Annotated in this window: 18 protein-coding genes and 6 pseudogenes; 17 read left to right on the forward strand and 7 right to left on the reverse strand. The window is 63.8% G+C overall.

The window, feature by feature from the left end; all coding sequences use genetic code 11:
• The first annotated feature begins 195 nt into the window (after positions 1-195).
• The 8 genes and pseudogenes from ACHMW6_RS19330 to ACHMW6_RS19365 all read left to right on the forward strand — a co-directional run bounded on the left by ACHMW6_RS19330 (position 196) and on the right by ACHMW6_RS19365 (position 11,773).
• A complete protein-coding gene (locus ACHMW6_RS19330) occupies positions 196-1,131 on the forward strand; it encodes a LysR substrate-binding domain-containing protein (protein WP_395408657.1) in 936 nt (311 codons plus the stop codon).
• 130 nt (positions 1,132-1,261) lie between these two features.
• Positions 1,262-3,078: pseudogene (locus tag ACHMW6_RS19335) on the forward strand (allantoate amidohydrolase).
• A gap of 82 nt (positions 3,079-3,160) precedes the next feature.
• Positions 3,161-4,462 carry an NCS2 family permease gene (locus tag ACHMW6_RS19340; protein WP_395399028.1) on the forward strand — a complete coding sequence of 434 codons (1,302 nt, stop codon included), beginning with the start codon at positions 3,161-3,163 and terminating at the stop codon, positions 4,460-4,462.
• Positions 4,463-4,493: 31 nt separating this feature from the next.
• A complete protein-coding gene (locus ACHMW6_RS19345) occupies positions 4,494-5,852 on the forward strand; it encodes a nucleobase:cation symporter-2 family protein (protein WP_395399030.1) in 1,359 nt (452 codons plus the stop codon).
• Positions 5,853-5,860: 8 nt separating this feature from the next.
• Entirely contained in the window at positions 5,861-7,249 is a 1,389-nt protein-coding gene (locus tag ACHMW6_RS19350) for an 8-oxoguanine deaminase (protein WP_395399031.1), read from the forward strand.
• Between the two features lie 14 nt (positions 7,250-7,263).
• A pseudogene (gene xdhA, locus ACHMW6_RS19355) lies at positions 7,264-8,730 on the forward strand (xanthine dehydrogenase small subunit); the annotation flags it as partial.
• A complete protein-coding gene (gene xdhB / locus ACHMW6_RS19360; RefSeq protein ID WP_395399033.1) occupies positions 8,727-11,072 on the forward strand; it encodes a xanthine dehydrogenase molybdopterin binding subunit in 2,346 nt (781 codons plus the stop codon). The pseudogene xdhA and the gene xdhB, both read left to right, overlap by 4 nt.
• Positions 11,069-11,773: an MIP/aquaporin family protein gene (locus ACHMW6_RS19365; protein WP_395399035.1), complete on the forward strand. Its 705-nt coding sequence runs from the start codon at positions 11,069-11,071 to the stop codon at positions 11,771-11,773. The genes xdhB and ACHMW6_RS19365 overlap by 4 nt, the downstream gene beginning before the upstream one ends.
• Positions 11,774-11,919: 146 nt before the next feature.
• Here ACHMW6_RS19365 and ACHMW6_RS19370 read toward each other — a convergent pair whose 3' ends face one another.
• The 7 genes and pseudogenes from ACHMW6_RS19370 to ACHMW6_RS19400 form a co-directional block, all read right to left on the reverse strand.
• The gene (locus ACHMW6_RS19370; RefSeq protein WP_395399037.1) at positions 11,920-14,007 is read right to left on the reverse strand and encodes a flagellar biosynthesis protein FlhA; all 2,088 of its coding nucleotides are present in this window, start codon (positions 14,005-14,007) and stop codon (positions 11,920-11,922) included.
• Positions 14,004-15,144: pseudogene (flhB, locus tag ACHMW6_RS19375) on the reverse strand (flagellar type III secretion system protein FlhB). Before flhB ends, ACHMW6_RS19370 begins: the two are co-directional and overlap by 4 nt.
• Complete coding sequence (locus ACHMW6_RS19380) at positions 15,137-15,922, reverse strand: flagellar biosynthetic protein FliR (RefSeq protein ID WP_395399039.1); 786 nt, start codon at positions 15,920-15,922, stop codon at positions 15,137-15,139. Before ACHMW6_RS19380 ends, flhB begins: the two are co-directional and overlap by 8 nt.
• A gap of 3 nt (positions 15,923-15,925) precedes the next feature.
• Positions 15,926-16,198 (reverse strand): flagellar biosynthetic protein FliQ, encoded by a 273-nt coding sequence (locus ACHMW6_RS19385; protein WP_395399041.1) that lies wholly within the window; start codon positions 16,196-16,198, stop codon positions 15,926-15,928.
• 1 nt (position 16,199) lies between these two features.
• Positions 16,200-16,880: a flagellar type III secretion system pore protein FliP gene (gene fliP, locus ACHMW6_RS19390; protein WP_395399043.1), complete on the reverse strand. Its 681-nt coding sequence runs from the start codon at positions 16,878-16,880 to the stop codon at positions 16,200-16,202.
• 63 nt (positions 16,881-16,943) lie between these two features.
• Entirely contained in the window at positions 16,944-17,318 is a 375-nt protein-coding gene (locus ACHMW6_RS19395) for a FliM/FliN family flagellar motor switch protein (protein WP_395408658.1), read from the reverse strand.
• Between the two features lie 5 nt (positions 17,319-17,323).
• Positions 17,324-18,187: a FliM/FliN family flagellar motor switch protein gene (locus ACHMW6_RS19400; RefSeq protein WP_395399045.1), complete on the reverse strand. Its 864-nt coding sequence runs from the start codon at positions 18,185-18,187 to the stop codon at positions 17,324-17,326.
• Positions 18,188-18,586: 399 nt separating this feature from the next.
• Here ACHMW6_RS19400 and ACHMW6_RS19405 point away from each other — a divergent pair.
• The 9 genes and pseudogenes from ACHMW6_RS19405 (at position 18,587) to ACHMW6_RS19445 (ending at position 26,378) form a co-directional block, all read left to right on the forward strand.
• Positions 18,587-18,936 (forward strand): annotated as a pseudogene (locus tag ACHMW6_RS19405) (flagellar hook-basal body complex protein FliE).
• A gap of 153 nt (positions 18,937-19,089) precedes the next feature.
• Positions 19,090-20,735, forward strand: a pseudogene (fliF, locus tag ACHMW6_RS19410) (flagellar basal-body MS-ring/collar protein FliF).
• A pseudogene (locus ACHMW6_RS19415) lies at positions 20,716-21,748 on the forward strand (flagellar motor switch protein FliG). The pseudogenes fliF and ACHMW6_RS19415 overlap by 20 nt, the downstream one beginning before the upstream one ends.
• Complete coding sequence (gene fliH / locus ACHMW6_RS19420; protein ID WP_395399047.1) at positions 21,748-22,452, forward strand: flagellar assembly protein FliH; 705 nt, start codon at positions 21,748-21,750, stop codon at positions 22,450-22,452. Before ACHMW6_RS19415 ends, fliH begins: the two are co-directional and overlap by 1 nt.
• Entirely contained in the window at positions 22,449-23,759 is a 1,311-nt protein-coding gene (fliI, locus tag ACHMW6_RS19425) for a flagellar protein export ATPase FliI (RefSeq protein ID WP_395399049.1), read from the forward strand. The genes fliH and fliI overlap by 4 nt, the downstream gene beginning before the upstream one ends.
• A complete protein-coding gene (locus ACHMW6_RS19430) occupies positions 23,756-24,190 on the forward strand; it encodes a flagellar FliJ family protein (RefSeq protein WP_395399051.1) in 435 nt (144 codons plus the stop codon). The genes fliI and ACHMW6_RS19430 overlap by 4 nt, the downstream gene beginning before the upstream one ends.
• 87 nt (positions 24,191-24,277) lie before the next feature.
• Positions 24,278-25,669, forward strand: a complete 1,392-nt coding sequence (fliD, locus tag ACHMW6_RS19435) for a flagellar filament capping protein FliD (protein ID WP_395399053.1) — start codon at positions 24,278-24,280, stop codon at positions 25,667-25,669.
• A 12-nt stretch (positions 25,670-25,681) separates the two neighbouring features.
• Positions 25,682-26,068, forward strand: coding sequence for a flagellar export chaperone FliS (gene fliS / locus ACHMW6_RS19440; RefSeq protein ID WP_395408659.1), 387 nt, complete (start codon positions 25,682-25,684; stop codon positions 26,066-26,068).
• Positions 26,061-26,378: a hypothetical protein gene (locus ACHMW6_RS19445; RefSeq protein ID WP_395399055.1), complete on the forward strand. Its 318-nt coding sequence runs from the start codon at positions 26,061-26,063 to the stop codon at positions 26,376-26,378. The genes fliS and ACHMW6_RS19445 overlap by 8 nt, the downstream gene beginning before the upstream one ends.
• Positions 26,379-26,382: the final 4 nt, after the last annotated feature.

Genomic DNA, 26,382 nt, shown 5'->3' on the forward strand with positions numbered 1-26,382 from the left:
TTGTGTCGCCGCCGCTACGACCGCGATGGCATGGGAGCACCCTGCCATCAGCTTGGGTGAAACGATATCGGCTTAGGACGCGTCTATCCTTTCGCTACAGATATAAGTCGCATATACGCAGACGTATATATCGAGGGCCCGGTTAGTGCGACCCTGTCATCCATAAAGCCAGATAATTAATATTCGGAGACCATGATGACCAGAATGCCCGAGCACCTGGATATCCACCTGATACGCATCCTCTACTTGTTGCTTTGCGAAAAGAGCGTGTCGCGCGTGGCCCTCAAACTGAACCAGCCCCAGCCTTCCATCTCCGGTTCGCTGCGCAAACTGCGCGACCTGACCGGCGATCCTCTGCTGGTGCGTGGCGGACGCGGTATGGTGCCGACCCAGCACGGCGAGAGCCTGCTGAAGGCCGCCAAGCGCATCCTTGACGAAACGGAAGGCCTGTTCAGCCCCAAGACGGCCTTCGTGCCGCTGGAGCAGGCTCGCACCTTCCATATCGCCGCACCGGACTATATGAATAACCAGTTCTTCACCGAGGTGATCGCCCGCCTGCGCCGTGAATCGCCGAAGAGCCGGCTGGTCATCCATTCGCTGGTGCCGGACGTCGACTATGTGCGCCTGCTGGCGGATGGCGAACTGGACCTGGTGGTCGGCAACTGGGACGAGCCGCCGCAGCACCTGCACATTTCCAAGCTGTTTGACGATCCCATCGTCTGCCTGATGCGCGCGAACACGGCCTACGCCCGCCGCACAGGGAAGGAGGGCATGACGCCCGAGGACTTCCTGACGCTGCCCCAGGTCGCGCCGGCTCAGATCCTGCCCGGCTACCACGGCAATATCGATTCGTTCCTGGAACACCAGAACCTGCAGCGCAATATCGTGGTGGAATCGGCACACTTCCGCATGCTGCCCTACGTTGTCGCGCAGACGGACCTGGTGCTGACAGCAGGCCAGCAGTTCGCCAGTTTCTACGAGAACCTGCTGGGCCTGAAATCGTACAAGGTGCCGCTGAACTTCCCGCCGCTGCGCTTCTACCAGCTGTGGCATGAACGTTCCCAGCACGGCACGGAACACAAATGGCTGCGCGCCCAGGTCAGCGCCGCAGCACGCCTGCTGGCCAAGTAGATATCAGTCCAGGGATTAGCAGATATAGGTCCAGAGCTATATATCCGGCGGGCCGCGCCCCTAATATCGAATTGCCATTTCCCAGATCAACCTTTTTGGAGCGGGCCGCCGGCGGCGGCCTGATTGCACGATGACGAGCCTGAAGCAACTGAACACCTGCGACGCTGGCGCATTCGCCGATATCCTGCATGGCCTGTACGAACATTCCCCGTGGATTCCGCAGCGCGCCGCCGCACAGCGCCCTTTCCGCAGCATCGAGGCGCTGAAACTGGGCCTGCAGCAAGTCGTAGCTGAAGCGACGCACGATGAGCAGCTGGGCCTGATCCGCGCCCACCCCGGAACTGGCAGGCAAGGCCGCCGTAGCAGGCGAACTGACGCCCGAATCCACCGGTGAACAGGCGAAGGCGGGCCTGAACCTGTGCACCCCGGAGGAATTCGCAGCGCTGCAGGAAATGAATTCGGCCTACAACAGCAAATTCGGCTTCCCCTTCATCCTGGCGGTGAAAGGCGCCGACGGCAAGGGCCTGACGCGCCAGGCCATCATCGCCGCCTTCCGCCGCCGCCTGCTGAACCAGGTGGACGATGAGCACCGCGAAGCGTTGCGCCAGATCCACCGCATTGCCGAAATGCGCCTGAACGCACTGCTGCAGCACACGCCGGCGATGGGCCAGTCCATCATGCAATGGGCCGAACAGATCGGCGCCCTGAGCGAGGATGCGCAAGGTCTGACCTGCACCTATATGACTCCCACCCATCGCGCCACCGCCAACCAACTGGCGCAATGGATGAGCGAAGCGGGCATGCATGTGCATATCGACGCTGTCGGCAATGTCGTGGGCCGCTATCTGTCCACCGACCCGCAGGCGCGCACCCTGCTCACCGGCTCCCACTACGATACGGTCCGTAATGGCGGCAAGTACGACGGCCGCCAGGGCATCCTGACCGCCATTGCCGTGGTCAAAAAGCTGCACGAAAGCGGCGAAACCCTGCCCTTCCATTTCGAGGTGATCGCGTTCTCCGAAGAGGAAGGCGTGCGCTTCAAGAGCACCTTCCTCGGCAGCAGCGCCGTGATCGGCCAGTTCGACCCGCGCCTGCTGGAGCTGCGCGACCGCGACGGCGTGGCACTGCGCGAAGTGATGGCCGCCGCCGGCCAGGATCCGAACAGCATTGCTGCCATCGCGCGCGACCCGGCCGATTTGCTGGGCTATGTGGAAATCCATATTGAACAGGGCCCGGTGCTGCTGGAGCGCGGCTTGCCGGTGGGCGTGGTGACGTCCATCGCTGGCAGCAAGCGCTACCTGGTGGAGCTGAAAGGCGTCGCCAGCCACGCCGGCACGACCCCTATGCCCATGCGCAAGGACGCCGCCGCCGCTGCCGCCGAAATCATCCTCTACGTGGAGCAGCGCTGCTGCAAAGACCAGGACTCGGCCCTGGTCGGCACCGTCGGCCAGCTGCAGGTACCCAACGGTTCCACCAATGTGATTCCCGGCGCCTGCACCCTGTCGCTTGATATCCGTGCCGCCAATGACACGGCGCGCGACGCCGCGGTGGCCGACATCCTGGCCCATATCGAAAAAGTGTGCCATACGCGCCACATCAGCTTCGCGATCGAGCAGACCGTTTCCGCCAACTGCGCACCATGCGCCCCCTGGCTGATGGACCAGCTGGCGGCGGCCACGGAGCGCACCGGCGTACCGGCCTTCCGCCTGGCCTCCGGCGCCGGCCACGACGCCATGCTGATGGCGCGCGTGACCGATGTCGCCATGCTGTTCACGCGCTGCGGCAACGGCGGCATCAGCCACAATCCACTGGAAACCATGACGGGACGACGACGCCGATGTCGCCGCCCGCATCCTGCTCGACTTCCTTCGCAATTTCAAGGCCGGTCCCCGCCGCGCCCATCCCGGCAAACACGCCGAAAAGGAGGCCATCGACGACATTCAGTAAGACGGAGCAGCGCGGGACGCCATATTTGTCCGCCCACAGAGGCGGAATTTCGGGCGGAAAAAACTAAACGGAGACACAGCAAATGAACTTTTTGGAAAACTATTTCAAGCTCGGCGAGCACGGCACGAACGTGCGCACCGAGGTATTGGCAGGCATTACCACCTTCCTGACGATGGCGTACATCATCTTCGTCAACCCCTCCATCCTCGGCGACGCCGGCATGCCCAAGGACGCAGTCTTTGTGGCCACCTGCGTTGCGGCCGCCGTCGGCACCATCATCATGGGCCTGTATGCCAACTTCCCCATCGGCCTCGCGCCGGGCATGGGCCTGAATGCCTACTTCGCCTATGGCGTAGTGGCGGGCATGGGCTTCCCATGGCAGGCCGCACTGGGCGCCGTGTTCATTTCGGGCTGCTGCTTCATGATCGTCAGCCTGCTGCGCATCCGTGAAAAAATCATGAACGCGATTCCGCCCTCGCTGCGCATCGCCATCCCGGCCGGCGTGGGTCTGTTCCTGGCGCTGATCTCGCTGAAAAACGCAGGCATCGTCGTCTCCAGCCCGGCCACCTTCGTCACCATGGGCGACCTGCACAAGCCGGCTCCCGTACTGGCAATCGTGGGCTTCCTCGTCATCGTCGCCCTGGACCGCCTGCGCGTCACCGGCGCCCTGCTGATCGGCATCATGGCCGTGACGGTGCTGAGCTTCTTCTTCGGCGGTAACCAATTCCACGGCATCGTTTCCGCTCCACCTTCCATCTCGCCTACCGCCCTGGAGCTCGACATCGTCGGCGCCATGTCGCACGGCCTGTTCAACGTCGTGATGGTCTTCTTCCTGGTCGAACTGTTCGACGCCACCGGCACCCTGATGGGCGTGGCCCAGCGCGCCGGCCTGATGAAGGACGGCAAAATCCCCGCCGCCATGAACAAGGCCCTGCTGGCCGACTCCGGCGCCATCATCGCCGGTTCCCTGATGGGTACTTCCAGCACCACCGCCTACATCGAAAGCGCCGCCGGCGTGCAGGCAGGCGGCCGCACCGGCCTCACCGCCGTCACCGTGGCCGTGCTGTTCCTGGCCGCCCTGTTCATCGCGCCGCTGGCCGGCGTGGTACCGGCCTACGCCACCGCTCCCGCCCTGTTCTTCGTTGCTTGCCTGATGCTGCGAGAACTGGCGGAAATCAACTGGGCCGAAACCACGGAAAGCATCCCGGCCGTCGTCACGGCGCTGGTGATGCCGTTCACGTACTCGATCGCCAACGGCCTGGCGCTGGGCTTCATCAGCTACGCCGGCCTGAAGCTGCTGACCGGTAAATACAAGGAAGTCAGCGCCATGATCTGGTGCGTCGCCGGCGTATTCCTGTTCAAGACCATCTACATCGCAGGCTAAGCAGTTCACATAAAAACTCTTGGAGACGCGCATGAACAACCTGCTATACCAGGTGGAGGACCGTCCGCCGCTGCTGACCAGCGGCATCCTCGCCTTGCAGCACCTGTTGGCCGCGCTCGGTGGCATCATCGCCGTGCCTCTCGTGATTGGCGCCGTACTGAAGCTCCCGGCTGAAGAGATGGTGGCCCTTGTCAATGCAGCGCTGCTGGGTTCCGGCATCGTCACCATCATCCAGTGCAAGGGCGTGGGGCCGGTGGGCATCCGCCTGCCGTGCGTGATGGGCACCAGCTTCGCCTTCGTTGGCGCCGCCATCAGCGTGGGGCTCGAGCACGGCGTGCCCGGCATCATGGGGTCGGCCCTGGCCGGCTCCGTGGTGATGATCGTGGGCAGCTGCTTCATGCCGCAGATCCGCAAGCTGTTCCCGGAAGCCGTGACAGCCGTGGTGGTGACGATGATCGGACTGACCCTGGTGCCGGTAGCCGTGGACTGGGCGGCCGGCGGCCGCAACGCCGGTCCGCTGTACGGCGACCCGACCAACCTGGGCATCGCGCTGTTCGTGCTGGTGGGCGTGATCCTGCTGGTGCAGTTCGGCAAAGGCATGATTTCAGCCGCCGCCATCGTGATCAGCATGTTCGTCGGCTACCTGGTGTGCATCGGCCTCGGCCTGGTCAACTTTGCTCCGGTCGTCAATGCGGAAGTGATCGCGCTGCCCAAGCCCCTGCACTTCGGCATGACCTTCCCGGCCTCCGGCATCGTCGCCATGGGCCTGGCCTTTGTAGTCACGATGGTGGAAACCACCGGTACCTTCATGGCGCTGGGGAATGCCACCCACACCAAGATCCGCGGCAAGACGCTGGCGCGCGGCATGCTGTGCGATGGCGTGGGTTCGGCTTTTGCCGCCGTGCTTTCCAGCCCTCCGGTATCGACCTTCGCCCAGAACGTGGGCGTGATCACGCTGACCGGCGTCGCCAGCCGACACGTGGTGGCGCTCACCGGCCTGCTGCTGGCATTGGCCGGCCTGTTCCCGGTGCTCGGCGCCCTGGTCGTGACCATTCCGCAGCCGGTGCTGGGCGGTGCAGGCCTGATGATGTTCGCCATGATTTTCGCAGCAGGCGTGCAGATGCTGGCCAAGGTGGAACACGACAAGCGCACCTGCCTGATCATCGCCGTGTCGGTGGGCTGCGGCCTGGCAGTGACGGTGCGCCCGGAACTGCTGTCCAAGCTGCCCGCCTTCGTGCATGAAGTCTTCGGCTCCGGCATCAGCACCAGCGCCATCGTGGCCGTGGCCCTGAACCTCGTGCTGCCGGATCGCCCGCAGGTGGTGCAGGAAGACGAAGTGGAAGAAGATTTGCTCCAGCCAATGCTGGTAAGGGATTTGGATAAAGCGTAATCAGAAAAATGACTAAGACTCTCTTGATCAGGAATGCGCGCGTGCTCGTCACGATGGACGAGCAGCGCCGCGAAATCGACAACGGCGCAGTATTCGTGCGTGGGAATGTGATCGAACAGGTGGGTCCGACTGCGGAATTGCCGCAGGAAGCGGACCAGGTGATCGATGCCGCCGGCCAGGTAGTGATGCCCGGCCTGGTGAACACCCATCACCATATGTACCAGAGCCTGACCCGCGTAATCCCTGCGGCCCAGGACGGGGAGCTGTTCAACTGGCTCACCAACCTGTATCCGATCTGGGCCAACCTGACGGGCAAGATGGTGAAGGTGTCCACGCTGACGGCAATGTCGGAACTGATCCTGTCCGGCTGCACCACGTCGAGCGACCACCTGTACATCTATCCCAACGATTGCCGCCTCGACGACAGCATCGAAGCCGCCCAGCAGATCGGCATGCGCTTCCATGCCGCGCGGGGCGCCATGAGCGTGGGCCAGTCCAAGGGCGGGCTGCCGCCGGACTGCGTGGTGGAAGAGGAAGCGGCCATCCTGAAGGATACGCAGCGCCTGATCGAGTCTTATCATGATGCCGACCGCCACGCCATGCTGCGCGTGGTAGCGGCGCCCTGCTCCCCTTTCTCCGTGTCGCGCGACCTGATGAAGGAAGCGGCCAATATGGCGCGCAGCTATGGCGTGTCGCTGCACACCCACTTGGCGGAAAACGTCAACGACATCGCCTACAGCCGCGAGAAGTTCGGCATGACGCCGGCGCAGTACGCCGAGGATTGCGGCTGGGTGGGCCACGACGTCTGGCACGCCCATTGCGTGCAGCTGGACGACGCCGGCATCAATATGTTCGCCCGCACGGGCACCGGCGTTGCCCACTGCCCCTGCTCGAATATGCGTCTGGCGTCCGGCATCGCGCCGGTGCGCAAGATGGTGGACGCCGGTGTGCCGGTGGGCCTTGGCGTGGACGGCAGCGCCTCCAACGACGGCGCCCACATGCTGGGCGAAGTGCGCCAGGCCATGCTGCTGCAGCGGGTGGGCTTCGGCCCGGATGCGATGACCGCGCGCCAGGCGCTGGAACTGGCCACCCTGGGCGGCGCCAAAGTACTGAACCGCGACGACATCGGCGCTTTGAAGCCCGGCATGTCGGCCGACATCATCAGCTTCAGGCTGGACCAGGTTGGCCTGGCCGGCGCCCTGCACGACCCGGTCGCCGCCCTGGTGTTCTGCACGCCGTCCAATGTAACGAACAGCATTATCAATGGCAGGATCGTCGTGCGCGACGGCCTGCTGCAAACGGTGGACCTGCCGCTGGTGATCGAACAGCACAATGCGCTGGCTCGCGACCTGGCCCTGGCAGTGGGCGCAAAAAGGGAAATACGAAATGAGCACTAGCAAGATACGATTCTTTTTACCAGGGCCGCGTACAGGAAGTCGATTCCGCGTCGCCTACCCGCACGGTGCTCCAGCATCTGCGCGAAGACCTGCACTGCACCGGCACCAAGGAGGGCTGCGCCGAGGGCGACTGCGGCGCCTGCACCGTGGTGATTGCCTCGCTGGTGGACGGCGAACTGGAAATGCGCAATGTGAATTCCTGCATCCAGTTCCTGCCTACGCTGGACGGCAAGGCTGTCTTCTCGGTGGAGGACCTGAAGCAGCCGGACGGCGGGCTGCATCCGGTGCAGGAAGCCCTGGTGGAGTGTCACGGTTCCCAATGCGGCTTCTGTACGCCTGGCTTCGCGATGTCGCTGTGGACCCTGTACCTGAAGCAGGAAGGCAAAGCCGCGCCGCCCTGCCGCAAGGAGATCGATGAAGCCCTTTCCGGTAACCTGTGCCGCTGCACCGGCTACCGCCCCATTATCGACGCCGCCGCCCGCATGGGCGAGCTGCCGGCCGTCAGCTTCGACCGGGAAGCCCTGAAGGCTACCCTGCAGGACTTGCAACGAGACACCATGTTCAGCTACACCCACGACGGCCAGACTTTCCACGCGCCGCGCACCCTGGCCGAAATGACGGCGCTGCGCGCCGCCAAGCCCACCGCCACCATCCTGGCCGGTTCCACCGACGTCGGCCTGTGGGTGACCAAGCAGATGCGCAACCTGGGCGATGTGATCTACACGCGCCAGGTTGCGGAACTGCATCGCATCGCCATCGCGGATGGCAAGCTCGAAATCGGCGCCGCCGTGTCGCTGGACGACGCCTACCGCGCCGTCAATAATCTGTACCAGAATGACTCGCTGCACGAAATGTGGCAGCGTTTCGCTTCCCAGCCTATCCGCAGCACCGGCACCCTGGGCGGCAGCGTGGCCAACGGGTCGCCCATCGGCGACTCCGCGCCGTGGATGATCGTGCTGGGCGCCGAAATCGTGCTGCGTTCGGACAAGGGCCAGCGCGTGCTGCTGCTGCAGGACTTCTACCTGGATTACATGAAGAAGGATTGGCAGCCGGGCGAATTCGTGGAAGCCGTGCGCATCCCGCTGCCGAAAAAAGACCAGCAATTCCGCACCTACAAACTGGCCAAGCGCTACGACCAGGACATTTCCGCCGTCTGCGCCGCCTTTGCCATCGAACTGGAAAACGGCATCGTGCGCAATGCGCGCATCGCCTACGGAGGCATGGCCGCCACCTCGCGCCGCGCGCCGCAGGCGGAAGCCGCCATCAACGGCCAGCCATGGAACGAAGACGCCATGCGCGCCGGCATGGAAGCGCTGGCCCGCGATTACACGCCGCTGACCGATATGCGCGCTTCGGCCAACTACCGCATGCGCACTGCGCAGAACCTGCTGCGCCGCTTCTGGATGGAGTCGCGCGTGGAGGACGCCGTACCGAACACCTATGTCAACGCATACGCATACAAGGAAGGAGCCGCAGCATGAACAGCAAGTCCGAATCGTTCATGACCATCGGCGCCGCCAAGGGCTGGGCCGAAGTGGGCCAGAGCCATCCGCACGAATCGGCCATCCTGCACGTGCTGGGTGAAGCCGTCTACACCGACGATATCCCGGAGGCGCAGGGCACGCTGCATGCCGCGCTGGGCCTGTCCGCCAAGGCGCACGCGCGCATCCTGTCCATCAACCTGGAGCCGGTGAAAGCGATGCCGGGCGTGGTGGCCGTGTACACCTACAAGGATATCCCCGGCACCAACGACTGCGGCCCGATCATCCACGACGACCCAATCCTCGCCGAGGAAAAAGTGGAATACATCGGCCAGCCCATCTTCGTGGTTGTGGCGGACACGCACGACCACGCGCGCCACGCCGCGCGCAAGGCCGATATCCAGTACGAAGAGCTGCCCGCCATCCTCACGCCGCAAGCGGCGCGCGATGCCGAATCCTTCGTCGTGCCGCCGATGCGGCTGACGCGCGGCGATGCACAGGCGGCTTTCGAACGCTCGCCCAACATCCTGAAGGGCACGCTGAACGTGGGCGGCCAGGAGCAGTTCTACCTGGAAGGCCAGATTTCCTATGCCGTGCCCAAGGAAGGCAACGGCATGCATGTCTACTGCTCCACCCAGCACCCGACCGAGATGCAGCACGTGGTGTCGCACGCCCTGCACTACCCGTCGCACGCCGTAGTGGTGGAATGCCGCCGCATGGGCGGCGGCTTCGGCGGCAAGGAATCGCAGTCCGCGCTGTGGGCTGCTTGTGCCGCCGTCAGCGCCGCGCACCTGAAGCGCCCGGTGAAGCTGCGCGCCGACCGCGACGACGACATGATGGTGACCGGCAAGCGCCACTGCTTCTATTATGAATACGAGATCGGCTACGACGAGCAGGGCCTGATCACCGCCGCCAAGGTGCAGATGGTGAGCCGCGCCGGCTTCTCGGCCGACCTGTCCGCGCCGGTCGCCACGCGCGCCATCTGCCACTTCGACAATACCTACTACCTGAGCGACTGTGATATCCGCGCCATGGCGGGCAAGACGAATACCCAGTCCAACACGGCCTTCCGTGGCTTTGGCGGACCGCAGGGAGCGATTGCGATCGAATACATCATCGATGAAATCGCCCGCAACCTGGGCAAGGACGCGCTGGACGTGCGCAAGCTGAACTTCTACGGCCGCAACGACGAGGAAGGCCGCAATGTCACGCAGTACGGCCAGAAGGTGGTGGACAATGTGATCCACGAGCTGGTGGGCCAGTTGGAGAACGAATCCGCTTACCGCGCCCGCCGCGAAGCCATCCGCGCCTTCAATGCCACCAGCCCGGTGCTGAAGAAAGGCCTGGCGCTGACGCCGGTGAAGTTCGGCATCGCCTTCAATGTCACCCACTTCAACCAGGCCGGCGCGCTGGTGCACATCTATACCGACGGCTCGGTGCTGGTGAACCACGGCGGCACGGAAATGGGCCAGGGCATTAATACCAAGGTGTGCCAGGTGGTGGCGCATGAACTGGGCATTCCGCTGTCCCGCGTGCGCGCCAGCGCCACCGATACCAGCAAGGTCGCCAACACTTCCGCCACTGCCGCATCGACCGGCGCGGACCTGAACGGCAAGGCCGCGCAGGATGCCGCGGGAACGCTGCGCAAGCGGCTGGTGGAATTCGCTGCGCGCACCTACGGCTGCGCGTCCGACGAGGTGATGCTGGCCAACGGCACCGTGTTCGCCGGCGAGCTGGCCGTGCCTTTCGCCGACCTGGTGCAGAAAGCCTACCTGGCGCGCGTGCAGCTATGGTCCGACGGCTTCTACGCCACGCCGGGCCTGAGCTGGGACCGTGAATCCATGAGCGGCAATCCCTTCGGCTACTACGCATACGGCGCGGCGGTGGCGGAAGTGATCGTCGATACGCTGACCGGCGAATGGAAGCTGCTGAAGGCGGATGCCCTGTACGACGCGGGCAATTCACTGAACCCGGCCATCGACGTGGGCCAGGTGGAAGGCGCCTTCATCCAGGGCATGGGCTGGCTGACGACGGAAGAATTGTGGTGGAACCCGCAGGGCAAGCTGATGACGCACGCGCCGTCCACCTACAAGATTCCGGGCGTATCCGACTGTCCGGAAAACTTCAATGTGCGCCTGTTCAAGAACCGCAATCCCTTCGACAGCATCCACCGCTCGAAAGCGGTCGGCGAGCCGCCGCTGCTGCTGCCGTTCTCCGTGTTCCTGGCCATCCGCGACGCCATCGCCTCGGTGGCCGACTACCGCGTCAACCCGCCTCTGCGCGCTCCGGCAACCGGCGAGGCGATCCTGGATGCAGTGGACGCCGTGCGCGCTCTGGCATGACGCTGGCGCGCCGTCTCAGCGCTGAAGCCCTTGGCACAGCGCTGCTGCTGGCCATGGTGGTGGGTTCCGCCATCATGGCCAACCGCCTGGCCGGCGGCAATGCCGCCCTCGCCCTGCTCGCCAACTCGATCGCCTCCGGCGCGGGGCTGCTCGCGCTGGTCCTGGCGTTCGGCGACATCTCCGGCGCGCACTTCAACCCTGCCCTCACCTTGTCCCAGGCATTGCAAGGCAAGATGGACTGGCGCGAGGCACTGCCCTACGCCTCCGCGCAGGTGCTCGGCGCTTTCGCCGGCGTGGCAGCAGCGCATCTCATGTTCGGCGAGCCGCCGATTACCGCCGCCAGCGTCGCCCGCGCTGGCGCATCGTTGTGGCTAAGCGAGTTCCTGGCCACCTTCGGCCTGATCGCCGTAATCATCGGCTGCTCGCGCAAGCGGCCGGACCTCACGCCCTTCGCAGCCGCCGCTTACATCACGTCCGCCTACTGGTTCACCGCCTCTTCATCGTTCGCCAACCCAGCCCTCACGCTGGCGCGCATGGCGAGCAACACTATCGCCGGAATCCGCCCAGGCGACGTCCCCGCCTACATCGCCGCCCAACTCCTCGGTACCATCGCCGCAACAGCAATCTTCAACTGGCTGCACCGCCCAGCTCGCTCCGCCGCCAAAAATTCGGGGTCAGCTCTGTCATTCGGACACGACTGACGCACCTTTGAGATTTCTCAATACTTTTCGCACGAAAAGAAAACACCCGCCACGCAATTACGCTGTGGCGGGTGTTTTGATCTGGATCAAAGGTGTGGCGCGGATGTCCGAATGACAGAGCTGACCCCGAATTTTGACTCCGAATTTTAGCCGACGGTGCCGATGATGGAGACTTCGCGGTTTTCGGGGACTTCGTTGTAGGACAGCACATGCAGCCCCGGCGCGAACAGGCGGGCGTAGCGCGCGAGCAGCGGACGGATCTGCGGCAGCACGAGCAGCAGCGGCGGCGTGGCCTGTTGCTTCATCTGCTCGCGCGCCACCGGCATGTTGACTTGCAACTGCGCCAGCAGGTGCGGGTCGATCGGGTAGTTGTCGAGCACGACCTTGCCGGTCTGGCGCGCCTGGTTCAGTGAGCCGAGCAGCATGTTTTCCAGCTCGCCGCCCAGGTTGAAGGCGAGCAGCTCGGATTTTTGCCCGAACAGCCCGGATACGATCTGGCGCCGCAGCGCGCAGCGCACCTCCGCCGCCAGCAGGATCGGGTCCTTGGTGGTTTCGGACGAATCCAGCAGCGTGGTCGCAATCGGCACGATGTCCTTCAGCGACACATTCTCCGCCAGCAGCACGCGGAACACGCGCAGCAGCTGGGTGTGCGTGAGCGCCTTGCCCAGCGCGTCGGCCAGCTTGGGCGACATCGCCGTCAGGCGTTCCAGGATGGCCGGCACGTCCTCGTGGCGGAACAGCTCCGGCAGGTATTCGCGAACCAGCTTGGAGACGTGGGTGGCGATCGCGCTCGGCGCCTCCACCACCTGGTAGCCCATGCCCAGCGCGTGCGCCTTGTCCTTCGGCTCGATCCAGGTCACGGGCATGCCGTAGGCCGGCTCCACGCCCGGGATGCCGTCGATATCGCCGTACACATTGGGCGACGGAATCGCCATCAGGCGCTCGGCAAACACTTCGGATTGCGCCACCACGGTGCCGCTCAAGACAACGGAATACTGCGAGGGCTTCAGCCCCAGGTCGTCGCGCACATGGATATTGGGGATCACCATGCCCATGCCTTCGGACACGCTCTGGCGCACCCCGCGCAGGCGCTTGGTCAGCACCTCGCCATGCGCCTTGTCGATCATGCCGACCAGCTTATAGCCCAGCATCACCTGCAGCTGCTGTACGGCCGGCAAGCTATGCCACTCCAGCTCCGGCGCCTTTTCGTCGCGCAGCGCGGCTTCGATGGCGGCCAGGTTGTCCGGCGGCGGCGCCACCTGGATCTGGTTCATGCGGTAGGCCACATAGGCCAGCACGCCGGCAAAGGTGAGGAACATCAGCCACGGCATGCCCGGCACCAGGCCGAGGATGACCATCACGGCCGATGCGCTGAACAGGACGTTCGGATTGGCCAGCAGCTGGCTGCCCACCTGCTTTTCGAAGTCGCCCGAGTCGGACACGCGGGTCACGATGATCGCAGCCGCGGCGGACAGCAGCAGCGCCGGGATCTGAGCGACGAGGCCGTCACCGATGGTCAGCAGCGCGTACTGGCGGAAGGCGTCGCCAAAGCTCATGTCCTGCATCAGGGCGCCGATGGCCACGCCGCCGACGATATTGATGATCAGGATCAGGATGGATGCGATCGCGTCGCCGCGCACGAACTTGGCCGCACCATCCATGGCGCCATAGAAGTCCGCTTCCATCGCCACTTCCTTGCGGCGCAGGGTGGCTTTCTCCTGGTCGATCAGGCCCGCGTTCAGGTCGGCGTCGATCGCCATCTGCTTGCCGGGCAAGGCGTCCAGCGTGAAGCGCGCAGACACTTCGGAAATACGTTCCGCACCCTTGGTCACCACGGCGAAGTTGATGATCATCAGGATCACGAACACCACCAGGCCAACGACATAGTTACCGCCGATGACCACCTGGCCGAAGGCTTCAATCACGCGGCCCGCGGCATGCGTGCCCTCGTGGCCGTGCAACAGCACCACGCGGGTGGAGGCAACGTTCAGTGTCAGGCGCAGCAAGGTTGTCGCCAGGATCACGGTCGGGAAGACCGAGAAGTCCAGCGGCCGCTTGGCGTTCACGCTGACCAGGATGACGATCAGCGCGAGGACGATGTTAAACGTGAACAGTACATCCAGCAGGATGGGCGGCAGCGGCAGGATGATCATCGCCAGGATCGTCAGCAGGAACGCTGGCGTGGCGAATTTATGGCGACGCATCTCTGCGATCAACCTGGTCAGGAAATTCATGACGGGGTAACCTCACTCATACTGGTTGGTACTGGAACCTGGTCCCGGGAACGCCGGCTCGGCCTTACGCCGTCCGTCGCGGAATGCTTTCAATTGCAGCACGTAGTTCAGGACCATGGACACGGCCTGATACAGCTGCACGGGGATCTGCTGGTTGACCTGGCTGGTATTGTAAATCGCGCGCGCCAGCGGCGGCAAAGTCATGACCTCCACACGGTGCTCGGTGGCGATCTGGCGGATGTAGAGTGCCATTTCGTCCACACCCTTGGCGATCACGAACGGCGCCTCGGCGCGCTTCTCGTCGTATTTCAGCGCCACCGCATAGTGCTCGGGGTTGACGATGACGACGTCCGCCGTCGGCACCGACTTGCGCGCGCTACGCTGGGCCAGCGCGCGCTGCAGCTGGCGGATGCGCTGGCGCACTTCGGGCCGGCCTTCATTGCTCTTGTGTTCTTCCTTCAGCTCCTGCTTGCTCATGCGCTGCTGCTTGGCGAAGAAGAAGGCCTGCGCCGGCACGTCGATGATGGCGAAGATGATGAAGACGGCGACCATGGCCATCAAACCATCCATCATCTGGCCCGAGCCGAGCACGATGGCGTCGCCGAGCGGCAGGCCTTGCAGGCGCGTATAGTCGCTGACGGCGCCACGCGCCACATGCACCAGCACCCAGGCCAGCACCGCGGCCTTGCCGACGGAGATCGCCAGCTCGAAGCCATGCTTGCCGCTGAACAGGCGGCCGATATTGCTCATCGGGTTGAGGCGCTCGAATTTCGGCTCCAGGTTCTTGGCGCTGGCGACCCAGCCGCCAGGTACCATCGCGCCCAGCACGATGAAGAGCGGCACGGTGAACAGCGGCATCACCATCTTCAGCAGCAGCAGACCCGCGCTGAGGAAGACGGTGGTGACGATATTGTCGATGGCGCCTTCGCTGTCCAGCGGCGCAAAGCTCTGGTGGAAGATCTCGCGGAATTCGGCCACATAGGTCGGCAGCAGCCAGGCGAACAGCTTCAGGCTGACGAGGATGCCAATGGCCGTCGCCAGGTCGCGCGAACGCACCACCTGGCCTTCCTGGCGGGATTTCCTCAGCTTCTGTTGTGAAGCCTTTTCTGACTTGTCGCCGCCGGTATCGTCAGCCATGGCCAGTCGCCCGCATCTGTTGCTGGATCATGTCGAGCACCTGGTTCGACATGCGGATGTAATGCGCCGGGATGAAGCGCACCACCTGGCCCAGCATCAGCAGGCCGAAGATGGTGATCATCGAGAATCCCAGCGCGAAAAGGTTCAGGGTCGGCGCCACGCGGTTCAGGAAGCCGAAGCCCAGTTGCACCACCATCGTCGAAAACACGATGGGAATGGCCAGCAGCATGGCGGCCGAGAATATCCAGGCCACGTTCCAGGCCACGGTCTGCAGCAGCAGCGGGCCATAGCCGCCGCCCAGCGGCCAGGCCTTGAAACTGGCGCCCAGCACGCCGGTGATGACAAGGTGGCCATCGATGCCGAAGAAGACGAGGATGGCCAGCATCGCCAGCAGGGCCGAAATCACGTCGGAGGAAGTGCCGTTCAGCGGATCGTTCATCACCGCCAGCGAGAAGCCTACCTGGCTCGATACCACGAAGCCCAGCGTGGCAATCACCGACATGGCGAAATGGAAAGCCAGCCCCAGCACGCCGCCAATGACGGCCTGCTCTACGGTTGCCGCCACACCTGCCATGGAAATCGGTTCGATCGCCATGCCCTGGCTGCCGGACACCGGCGCCATCAAAATAGCCAGCACCACGGAAACGAGAATGCGCACCGTCACCGGCACCATCGCTTCGCCAATCACCGGCGCGGCCGACAGCATCGCCATGGCGCGCACGAAGGGCCACCACAAGGCGCTCAGCAGGGGAACGAAATTGGCGAGGACCTGTTCCATGGCCTAGCCGACCAGTGTCGCCGCTCGCGTGAAGATGGACACACAGTAGTCCATGAGATAGCCCGTCATCCAGCGCCCGGTAAGGACGATGGCCAGCAGCGTGATCAGCAGGCGCGGCAGGAAGCTCAGCGTCTGCTCGTTGATCTGCGTAGCGGCCTGGATGAAGGCTACTACCAGGCCCGCAACGAGGCCCGGCACCACCAGTACCATCACAAGGATCATCACGATGTGCAGCGCCTCGATGACGAGATCGACGGCGACGTCCGGGGTCAGCATGCTAATACGCCTGTATGCTCGTGACGAGCGTGTTGACAGTCAGGGTCCAGCCATCCACCAGCACGAACAGCAGCAGCTTGAACGGCAGCGAAATCACCAGCGGCGACAGCATCATCATACCCATCGCCATCAGCACCGACGACACGACAAGGTCAATGATCAGGAAGGGAATGAAGAGCAGCGCGCCGATCTGGAAAGCCGTTTTCAGTTCCGACAGCACGAAGGCCGCCAGCTTGACGGTGAAGGCATGGTCGGCCGGCGTGGCGACGTTGTCTTCTCCCGCCAGGTGGGCAATCTGCTTCAGCGCCGCCTTGCTGGTCTGGGCCAGCATGAATTTCGACACGGGGCGCTCGGCAATCTTCAGCGCTTCCTGCAGGCCGATCTTGTCCTGGTCATACGGCAGGAAGGCATCCTTCCACACCTGGTCGCCAATCGGCTTCATCACCAGCAGGGTCAGGATCAGCGCCACGCCCGTGATGATGCGGTTGGGCAGGCCCTGCTGCAGGCCCAGGGCCTGACGCAGCAGCGCGAGCACAATGACGAAACGGGTAAAGCTCGTCATCATCATGACCATGATGGGCAGCAGGCCCAGCAGCGTCATGATGATGAGGATCTGCATCTTCACCGAGAGCTCGGTCTTGGCGCCGGGGACCACCCCGGCCAGCAGATCCTGCGCCTGCACGGCCGTGCAGGCGCCCGAAAAGCAATGCACCGGCCAGCAGGCCGGGCATCAGACGGCGCACAGTCATGGCGCCATCATGTCCAAGTTCAAACCATCCAGATCGATGACCTTGAGACCATAGTTTTCACCGGCTACCACCACTTCGGCGCGGCCGATGGCGGTGCCGTTCACCTTGATCACCAGCGGCTCGCCGGCCAGCACATCGAGCTCCACCACGCTGTCCGGGCCGATGTTCATCAAGTCTTCCAGCGACAGGCGGGCCGAACCCACTTCCAGGGTCAGGGTGACGGGAATCTTGCGCATCATCGCCGGTAAATCGCGGCGCGGCGCGCGCGCTTGCGGCAGCTCGGACAGGTCGCTGTTCACCGTATCGATGATCATCTCTTCGCCCATATCCTCCAGCAGCGCATCATTGGTGCCGTTCGGATTCACATTCATCATATTCATTCGGTATCTTCAAAAGAGGTTAAGCAGAGTTTGCCCTTGTGCTCGGTAACCGCAGCTGTAAACAGGCGGGAGTCTTCGAGCAATACATCTGCTCTGTGCAGGCTGACCGGAATCACATCCCCGACACGCAAGTCAAACAGCATGCCCAGGGTGACTTCCTTGCTGACCAGCCGGCCATTCAGGCCGACCTGGAGCCGCGCCGCCAGCGGCCCAAGGTTCTTACTACTCTTCCTCGTCGCGTCGCGCTCGGGCAAGACGCCGCGCAGCACATCGGACATCAGATTCTTGTCGAGTGCGAACCAGCACTTGCCTTGCAGTTCGCCATCGCTGAGGTGGACGGTGATGACCCAGGTGCCTTTCGGCGGATGGGTGCCAACTCCATATTTAATAGCCTCGCCGTCCGCTTCACGGGTGGCGCCGGCTGGCAGATTCGATTCGATGCGGCCCGCCAGCGTGGCGGCCAACTGTTGCCCCAGCGCCACAGAAAGACGCTCTTCCGTTGCCGTGACGCGGGCATTTTCGTCCACCACGGCCACCGCATTGTCGCCCGCCCTGGCGCTGCGGCCGTAACGGAAATTGAGTACGCGCAGCAACACTTTGCGTTCGAGCGAGAAGGCGATATTGCCCGCAGGGGCTGCAAAATTGAGCCAGCGCGTACGTGCTTCACTGCCGTCGAGGCGGCCAAATTCCACCTCGTCCACCTGGAAGCTGCCCCAGTAGCGGCGGTTGACGTTCAGGCGCATGGCCTGGGTCAGGTCATCCCTTAGCTGCGCTGCAAAAACAGGCAGGCGATGCACCGGGCGCCCCAACAAAGAGGGGTCAAGGACTTCGTGTCGCACTGTGGTCTTGGTGATGGTCATTCGAATGGTCATCCTTCCTCGCTACATCCTAGCGCAATACCACGCCGTACAGGAGGATCTCGGGACCGTAGAATAACCGAAATTCGGCGATATTGCCACGGAACAATACAACGCCTCTGCAAAAAGACTTTACAGGAAAGTTGCTAGCGGGTAAGCTTCAGGGGATTTCGCGAGTGCAGCAAATTGCATTTTAAAAGCGCTTACTATCTGATTAATAAGCACTTTTTGAAAAAGAGCAAATGTTAGTAGTGATAACAACATTGCGCTGAAACCAATACTCAAAGTGACAGGCTCTTGCTTTGGATTTTACATTTCACCGCGCCCCGGCGGGCTCCTGGGCAAGCATGCAACTAAAAGTAATGGATGAGCTGCACGTCCCGGCCGGAAATGGAGAAAGCAATGGCAAATGAATTCGCGGGCCTGATCAGGGCCGACCTCGCCTCCCTCAGTAACGCGGCCGCCGACCTGGCCCAGCAAGCCGGCACCATCGCCCCGGCCGCCCAGTTCGGCAATTCTGCTGCGCCGCAGCATTTCTCTTCGCCCAATCGATGAAGGACGCCGTGGACGGCGTCAACGCTGCCGATGTTGCAGCCGGCGCCAGGATGGCCGATGTCGACGCCGGCCGCAGCGACGACCTGGTGGGCGCCATGCTGGCCAGCCAGGAAGCCAGCCTGTCCTTCTCGATGCTGATGCAGGTCCGTAATAAAGTGATGGGCGCCGTAGATGAGCTCATCAAGCTTCCGCTGTAAGCCACGAAAGTTCCTGACGTGATCACCACCCTCAAGTCCGCCTTCGGGCGCTGGCGCTCCGGCGCCACCGCCACGCCTGCCGTCAACCCGGCTGTCCTGAAGAACCTGTATCCCCTGCTGCTGCTGGCCATTGGCCTCACGGCGCTGGTCCTGATGTTCCTGTGGAAGGACCAGAGCGGCTACAAGCCCGTGTTCGGTGCGCGTGAAAAAGTCGCCGTGTCCGACATGATGAGCGTGCTGGACGCCGAGAAGATTTCCTACCGCATCCACCCGGACAGCGGCCAGGTCCTGGTCCCTGAATCCCAGCTGGGCAAGGTGCGCATGCTGCTCGCCGCCAAGGGCGTGACCGCGCAGCTGCCGGCCGGCCTGGAGCTGATGGACAAGAACGACCCGCTGGGCGTTTCCCAGTTCGTGCAGGACGTGCGCTTCCGCCGCGGCCTGGAAGGTGAACTGGCGCAGTCCATCATGACGCTGGATGCGATCTCGCATGCCCGCGTCCACCTGTCGATCGCCAAGTCCACTTCCTTCGTTTCTTCCGACGGCGAAAAGTCGTCCGCTTCGGTGGTGGTGCAGACCAAGCCGGGCCGCACGCTGGCGCCGGAGCATATCGCCGCCATCGTGAACATGGTGTCCGGCAGCGTTGCTTCGCTGAGCCCGGCACGCGTGAGCCTGGTGGACCAGAGCGGCAACCTGCTCTCATCCCACGTTGACCTGGCCGACGGCTTCGATGCCTCCAGCGCGACCAACGAGAACGCCAAGCGCTTCCAGGACGAGATCAAGGCCAATATCAAGGGCCTGCTCGGTCCCATCGTCGGCGACGACAATTTCAAGATCAGCGTGACCGCGGCCGTCGATAACGACAAGGTCGAAGAGACGATCGAAAAATACGGCGCCGATCCGAAGGTGACCAGCGAAGCCATGCGCGAAGAGCAGGACCGCAACCGCATCGCCATGGGCGTGCCGGGCACGCTGTCCAACCGCCCTCCTCCAGCCCAGGCCGCCACCAATGCCGGCCAGTCCGGCGAAGGCCAGAACCAGCCGGAAGGCACGGCGCCAAGAACGCCACCAGCCGCCAGTACGCCTATGACCGCAGCATCACCCAGACCAAGCGCGCCCGCGGCCGCCTGGAGCGCCAGAGCGTGGCTGTGGTGCTGGCGCACGCCGCGGCAGTCAATCCGAAGACCGGCTGGTCCGCCGCCGAAATCGCCAACATCGACAAGGTGTTGCGCAACGGTCTGGGCATCAACGCCGAGCGCGGCGACACGCTGGTCGTCAGTGCCATGAACTTCCCGGCCAAGGCCGCGCCGACGCCATGGTGGCAGGAGCGCGACACAGTGGTCGATGCATCCAGCTGGCTCAGTTACGCAGTGGCCGCCATCCTGGGCTACCTGCTGATCCTGCGTCCGCTGATGCGCCTGCTGACCGCGCGCTTCGCTCCGGCCGCAGCGCCACGCAGCACGGCCCGCATCGAAGCGACGCTGGCGCCGAATGGCCAGCCGCTGGGCGGCAATGGCAGCGCGCTGCCGGGCGCCGCCGGCGCCGCCCCTGCCCTGCCGGGCGCCACCGCAGCCGCCGCACTGGCCGCACCAGAGGGCGCGACGGCCGAAGCAACCGGCGAAACCATGCATGCCGGCGCCAGCCCCGTGGTGCCGCTGCTCGAGAATTACGACCTGCCGCCAGCTGGTTCCGCTGTCGATGTGATGGTCGACCACCTGAAGGTACTGGCCGAGAAGGAACCGGAGCGCGTGGCCGAAGTCGTCAAACAATGGATGCAGAAAAATGGCAGATCTCAACAATAATCCCGAGAACCTGGACGTTGATAACGGCCTGAACCCGGTCGAACAGGCCGCCATCGTGCTGCTGTCGATCGGCGAGGAAGGCGCGGCCGCCGTGCTGCGCTGCCTGTCGCGCGAGGAACTGCTGGAAGTGACCCAGGTCATGTCGCGCATGAGCGGCATCAAGGTCGAGCAGGTCAAGCACGCCATGCAAACCTTCTTCGACGACTACCGCCAGCAATCCGGCGTGCATGGCGCGTCGCGCTCCTACCTGAAGCGCTCGCTGGACCTGGCGCTGGGCGGCGATATCGCGAACAGCGTGCTGAACAGCATCTACGGCGACGAGCTGCGTCCGAAGATGGCGCGCCTGCAGTGGGCTTCGCCGAAGTGGCTGGCAGACTACATCGCCAATGAACACGTACAGATGCAGGCTGTCTTCCTGGCCTTCCTGCCGCCGACCCTGGCCGGCCAGATCCTGGATGCGCTGCCGCTCGACGGCCGCGACCTGATCCTGCTGAACATGGCGCGCCTGGACGAGATCGACCGCGACCTGCTGATCGAACTCGATGAACTGGTGGGCCGCTGCCTGTCGTCCTTCGACTCGCAAAGCACCAGCGTGGAAGGCGTGCGCCAGGTGGCCGAGATCCTGAACCGCCTGCCGGGCAACCGCGCGCAGATCGTCGAACTGCTGCGCGCCCACGACCCCGAAGTGGTGGCGCAGATCGAGCTGTCGATGTACGACTTCCTCATCCTCTCGACCCCAGACCGAAGTCACCCTCACCCGCATCATCGAGGAAGTGCCGCTGGAAATGTGGGCGATCGCACTGAAGGGCGCCGAGATGTCGATCCGCGATGCCGTGCTGAAGACCATGCCGAAGCGCCAGGCGCAGGCATTCGAAGACATGATGCGCCGCGCCGGTCCGGTGCCGATGTCGCGCATCGAATCGACGCGCAGCGAAATCATGGCCACCGTCAAGGCGCTGGCCGACGCGGGCGAAGTCGAAGTGCAGCTGTTCGCCGAAACGGTGGTCGAGTAATGAAGCAATTCCGCCCCTACCGCTTCCCGCCGCTGTCGCAGTTCGTGCCGCCGGCCGGACGCGTCAACGGCTCGGGCAATGCCGCGGCCGATGCCGCGCAGTGGCAGGCTTCGTTGTCCGAAGGCTTCGAACAGGGCCAGCGCGACGGTTACGAGATCGGCCTGCAGCGCGGCCAGGAAGACGGTTTTGAAGCGGGCCGCACGGCCGGCTTCGAACAGGGCCGCGAGGAAGGCAGGCAGGAAACGCTGGTGGGCTTCGACCAGCTGGCGCGTCCTGTCGATGCGATGCTGAAAAGCCTGAAGAAGCTGCGCGCCGATTACCGCGCCGCGCAGCGCAAGGAAGTTGTTGATCTCGTCGCGAAAGTCGCACGCCAGGTCATCCGCGCCGAACTGGCGCTGCAGCCGGTGCAGATCATGGCCCTCGTCGATGAGACGCTGGCATCGATGCCGCCTACGCGTGAAGAGATCGATGTCTACCTGAACCCGGAAGAATTGCGCCGCATCGTGGAGCTCGATCCCAAGCGCGCCAAGCGTTGGAACATGATTGCCGATGCCAGCATGGACTTCGGCGAATGCCGCATCCGGGCTGGCGATAGTGAAGTCGATGCCGGCTGCCATCAGCGTCTTGCTGCTGTCATGGAACAGGTCGATAATCAGCTGCAGGTCGCCGATGGCGGCGATGAAGAGGACATGGGCGAAGCATGATTGCAGAGGCACTGCGCAAGCTGGAGCTGGATGAAGTTCCGCTGGCCACGCCGACCGGGCGGCTGGTGGGTGCATCCGGCCTGTTGCTTGAAGCTGCGGGTTGCAAGCTGCATACCGGCCAGCGTTGCCAGATCGAGACAGTGTCGGGCGAATGGCTCGACGCGCAGGTGGTCGGCTTTCGCGACAAGCTTTCATTCCTGATGCCCTTCAAGAAGGCCGTAGGCCTGACCACCGGCGCGCGCGTGCTGCCGTCAAACGACAAGACCATCTTGCAAATCGGCCCTTCGTGGCTGGGCCGCATGGTCAACGGCCTGGGTGAACCGATCGATGGCATGGGCAAGCTGGGCGGCGAGCATCTGCTGGACGCGCAGCCGCCGCGCGTCAATCCCCTGAAGAAGAAGCCCGTGACCGAGCCGCTCGATGTGGGCGTGCGCGCGATTAACAGCATGCTCACTTTGGGCAAGGGCCAGCGCGTGGGCCTGATGGCCGGTTCCGGCGTCGGCAAGTCGGTGCTGCTCGGGCTGATCACGCGCCAGACCGTGGCGGACGTGGTCGTCGTGGGCCTGATCGGCGAGCGTTCGCGCGAAGTGCGCGAGTTCGTTGAAATGTCGCTCGGCCCGGAAGGCTTGAAGAAAGCCGTGCTGGTGATTGCGCCAGCCGATGAATCGCCGCTGATGCGCATCATGGCGACCGAATTGTGCCACTCGATCGCGGCGCATTACCGCGACCAGGGCAAGAACGTGCTGCTGCTGGTCGATTCGCTGACCCGTTATGCGATGGCCCTGCGCGAAGTGGCGCTGGCCCTGGGCGAACCGCCCGCCACCAAAGGCTATCCGCCCTCCGTGTTCTCCAACCTGCCGCAGCTGGTGGAATCGGCCGGCAATGGCGAAAACCAGGCCGGCCACATGAGCGCGATCTACACCGTGCTGGCCGAAGGCGATGACCAGCAAGACCCGGTGGTCGATACCGCGCGCGCCATCCTGGATGGGCACATCGTGCTCACGCGCGAGCTGGCCGAGCGCGGCCACTACCCCGCGATCAATATCGCCGCTTCCATCAGCCGCTGCATGAACCATGTGATCACCAAGGAGCACATGCTGGCCGCACGCGCGCTGAAAGCGTCGATGGCGCGCCACGAGCGCGTGCGCGACCTGATTCCCCTCGGCGCATATGTGCCCGGCGCCGATCCTGTGACGGACAAGGCCGTCAACCTGCATCCGCACATCGAGGAATTCCTGTGCCAGGGCACCAAGGAAGCGGCTCCCTATGAGCCGTGCGTGGCGCAACTTGAAAGGCTGATGGCATGAAGAACGAGCACACCATCCGCAACCTGTCCACCCTGGTGACCTTGCGCGATAACGAAGTCGAGAAGCTGCAGTCCGAACTGGCCGCCAAGGAGAACCTGCGCGACCGCTACCAGAAAACGCTGGACCGCCTCACCACGCTGTACGAAAGCTCGGGGCCAACCGGCCGCCTGCCGATGGCCCTGGCCACTAATTGCGGCGACTACAAGCAGGCCGTGATGGCGATGGCCGACAGCCACCGCGTCGACCTGAACATGCATGAAGCGGATATGGCCGTGTCCAAGCGCGCCTTGAACGCGGCCTATGCCAAGCGTGAAGTGCTGAGCCAGGTGCTGATGAAAGAACAGCAGTCGGTGGCCAATGCGCTGAATGCCAAGGAACGCAAGAACCATGATGAATTGGCAACCCAGTTGTGGTTCCGCGGTCAAAAATGAGGCAGTCAAGGAAAATAATTTCATGAAGTCCCTCGTTAGGTCGCCCCTTACCTTGGTACACTTCAATTAATTTCCTCGGAGCATGAAATGGCAACGTCTTCCGTCCCGACATACGATCCCCAGACCACAGCTAAGCAGCTGGCGCAGCTCTACATCCAGGGCCGCCAGGACCTGGTCGACGCCCAGGGCAAGGTGGCAACCGCCACTAGCAGCGCACTGACCAAGCTGGGCGGCTCGCTGTCGACCTTCCAGAGCGTGCTGAGCAGCATGGGCACCAAGAAGTCCGTACTGGCCAATACCGCCACCTTCAGCTCCGATGTGGGGACGGCGACCGCCAGCGCGACGGCCAGCGCCGGCACCTATAACTTCTATGTCGAACAGCTGGCCACGGCCGGCCAGGTGTCCTATGGCGGCGTGACGGACGCGGACTCGGCCACGGCCGGCGACCTGACCGTGACCCTGGCCGACGGCACCAATTTCGTGGTGACGCTGGCCAACGCCGACAAGAACCTGGACAACAAGATCAGCGCCAAGGAAATCGCCGCCGCCATCAATGGCGCCGCCGGCAATAACTCGCGCGTGACCGCGTCCACGATGACGATCAATGGCGCTTCGACCCTGGTGCTGACCTCGGCAAAAACCGGTGCGCTCAATGATGTGTCGCTGGACGTCAGCGGCATTACCGATCCCGCCCTGGCAGCCCAGCTCGATGTGAGCAACCAGACCCGCGTTGTGACGCCGCAGGATGCCAGCGTGTGGGTGGGCGACCCGAACCAGCCCGGCAGCACCCAGCTGACGCAAGCGTCGAACACCTTCACGGTGGTCGATGGCGTCTCGATGACCTTTACCAAGGCCCAGGCAGTGGGCGCCGCGCCGGTCACGCTGACGGTCGCCAACGATCCGAGCGGCACGGCCGCCAATGTGCAAGCCTTCGTCGATGGCTGGAACAAGCTGCTGGCCACGTTCAAGGACCTGGGCGACCACGGCGACGCCGCCGCCGGCAAGGCCCCTGCCATCTTCGCCAGCGACGCGGGCCTGACGACGCTGCGCAACAGCATGGCTACCATGCTGCGCAAGGCCAGCGGCAACGAAAGCCTGGCCACCTTCGGCATCACCCTGCAGCGTGACGGCACCCTGGCGCTGGATACGGCCCGCCTGAACAAAAAGCTGGCAATCGACCCGACCGGCCTGGACAGCGTGTTCGGCAACGATATCGCCGGCACCGGCGTGCTGGGCGGCCTGTCCAAGCTGATGGACCAGTGGACCGATACCACCAAGGGCCAGATCACGGCGCGCAAGGACAGCAATACCAAGCTGCAGGCCTCGATCACGACCCGCCAGGCAGCGCTTTCGACCCAATACGACAACGCCTACAAGCGTTACCTGACCCAATTCACCCAGCTGCAGGCCCTGCAGTCGCAGATGAGCAATACCGGCAGCATCTTCGACGCGCTGTTCAGCAAAAGCAGCGATAACTGAAGAGATTAAATGATGGACTACGACGCCTACGCCAGCTACCACTCGACCAACCTGGACGCGCAGACCGCGCGCGCCTCCCCTGTCGAACTGGTGCTGGTCCTCACCGACGGCTTGCTGGAGGAGCTGGCGCGGGCCCGTGGCCACATCGTTGGCAAGCGCTACGAGCTGAAGGCGAACAGCCTGGACAAATGCACCCAGATCATCAACGGCCTGTCCAGCTCGCTGGACTTCGACACCGGCGGTGAAGTGGTGGCCAACCTGGGCCGCCTGTACGACTACTGCGCCGGCCGCCTGTACCGCGCGGGCGTGGACATGGACCCGGCCGTCATCGATGAGGTGGTGGGCCTGCTGACCACGATCCGCGCCGGCTGGCAGGGCGTGCAGGACAAGAATGGATAGACAGGCGACGCTGCTACAGCTGGCTCAAAAGCTGAGCGCCGCCACCGCTGCCTCCGACTGGCAAGCGCTGGCGGCGATTGACGCTCTGGTGTCGAACGCGCTGCCCGCCCTGGCCGCCCAGGGCCGCTGGACACCGGCCGAGCGCGCCGCACTCAATGCGCTGCGCGGCCAGCACCGCGCCGCGCTGGCAAAGGTCAGCAGCGCAACGGACGAGCTGGACAAGCATTTGCACGATTTGCAGAACAACCGCGAGGGCTTTATCGCTTATGCCCTCGACAATGAAAACGTCGTTACCGGAACAGAAGCATGAGCCT

The sequence above is a fragment of the Pseudoduganella sp. UC29_106 genome (genome assembly GCF_044055365.1).
Taxonomy (GTDB): Bacteria; Pseudomonadota; Gammaproteobacteria; order Burkholderiales; family Burkholderiaceae_D; genus Rugamonas.

Coding starts and splice junctions, on each gene's coding strand:
- ACHMW6_RS19350 (WP_395399031.1), top strand. CDS start 5,861: ATGACTAAGACTCTCTTGATCAGGAATGCGCGCGTGCTCGTCACGATG.
- ACHMW6_RS19400 (WP_395399045.1), bottom strand. CDS start 18,187: ATGACCATCACCAAGACCACAGTGCGACACGAAGTCCTTGACCCCTCT.
- fliI (WP_395399049.1), top strand. CDS start 22,449: ATGATTGCAGAGGCACTGCGCAAGCTGGAGCTGGATGAAGTTCCGCTG.
- ACHMW6_RS19370 (WP_395399037.1), bottom strand. CDS start 14,007: ATGAATTTCCTGACCAGGTTGATCGCAGAGATGCGTCGCCATAAATTC.
- ACHMW6_RS19385 (WP_395399041.1), bottom strand. CDS start 16,198: ATGCTGACCCCGGACGTCGCCGTCGATCTCGTCATCGAGGCGCTGCAC.
- ACHMW6_RS19340 (WP_395399028.1), top strand. CDS start 3,161: ATGAACTTTTTGGAAAACTATTTCAAGCTCGGCGAGCACGGCACGAAC.
- ACHMW6_RS19330 (WP_395408657.1), top strand. CDS start 196: ATGACCAGAATGCCCGAGCACCTGGATATCCACCTGATACGCATCCTC.
- ACHMW6_RS19345 (WP_395399030.1), top strand. CDS start 4,494: ATGAACAACCTGCTATACCAGGTGGAGGACCGTCCGCCGCTGCTGACC.
- ACHMW6_RS19395 (WP_395408658.1), bottom strand. CDS start 17,318: ATGAATGTGAATCCGAACGGCACCAATGATGCGCTGCTGGAGGATATG.
- fliS (WP_395408659.1), top strand. CDS start 25,682: ATGGACTACGACGCCTACGCCAGCTACCACTCGACCAACCTGGACGCG.
- ACHMW6_RS19365 (WP_395399035.1), top strand. CDS start 11,069: ATGACGCTGGCGCGCCGTCTCAGCGCTGAAGCCCTTGGCACAGCGCTG.
- ACHMW6_RS19380 (WP_395399039.1), bottom strand. CDS start 15,922: ATGGAACAGGTCCTCGCCAATTTCGTTCCCCTGCTGAGCGCCTTGTGG.
- fliH (WP_395399047.1), top strand. CDS start 21,748: ATGAAGCAATTCCGCCCCTACCGCTTCCCGCCGCTGTCGCAGTTCGTG.
- ACHMW6_RS19445 (WP_395399055.1), top strand. CDS start 26,061: ATGGATAGACAGGCGACGCTGCTACAGCTGGCTCAAAAGCTGAGCGCC.
- fliD (WP_395399053.1), top strand. CDS start 24,278: ATGGCAACGTCTTCCGTCCCGACATACGATCCCCAGACCACAGCTAAG.
- xdhB (WP_395399033.1), top strand. CDS start 8,727: ATGAACAGCAAGTCCGAATCGTTCATGACCATCGGCGCCGCCAAGGGC.
- ACHMW6_RS19430 (WP_395399051.1), top strand. CDS start 23,756: ATGAAGAACGAGCACACCATCCGCAACCTGTCCACCCTGGTGACCTTG.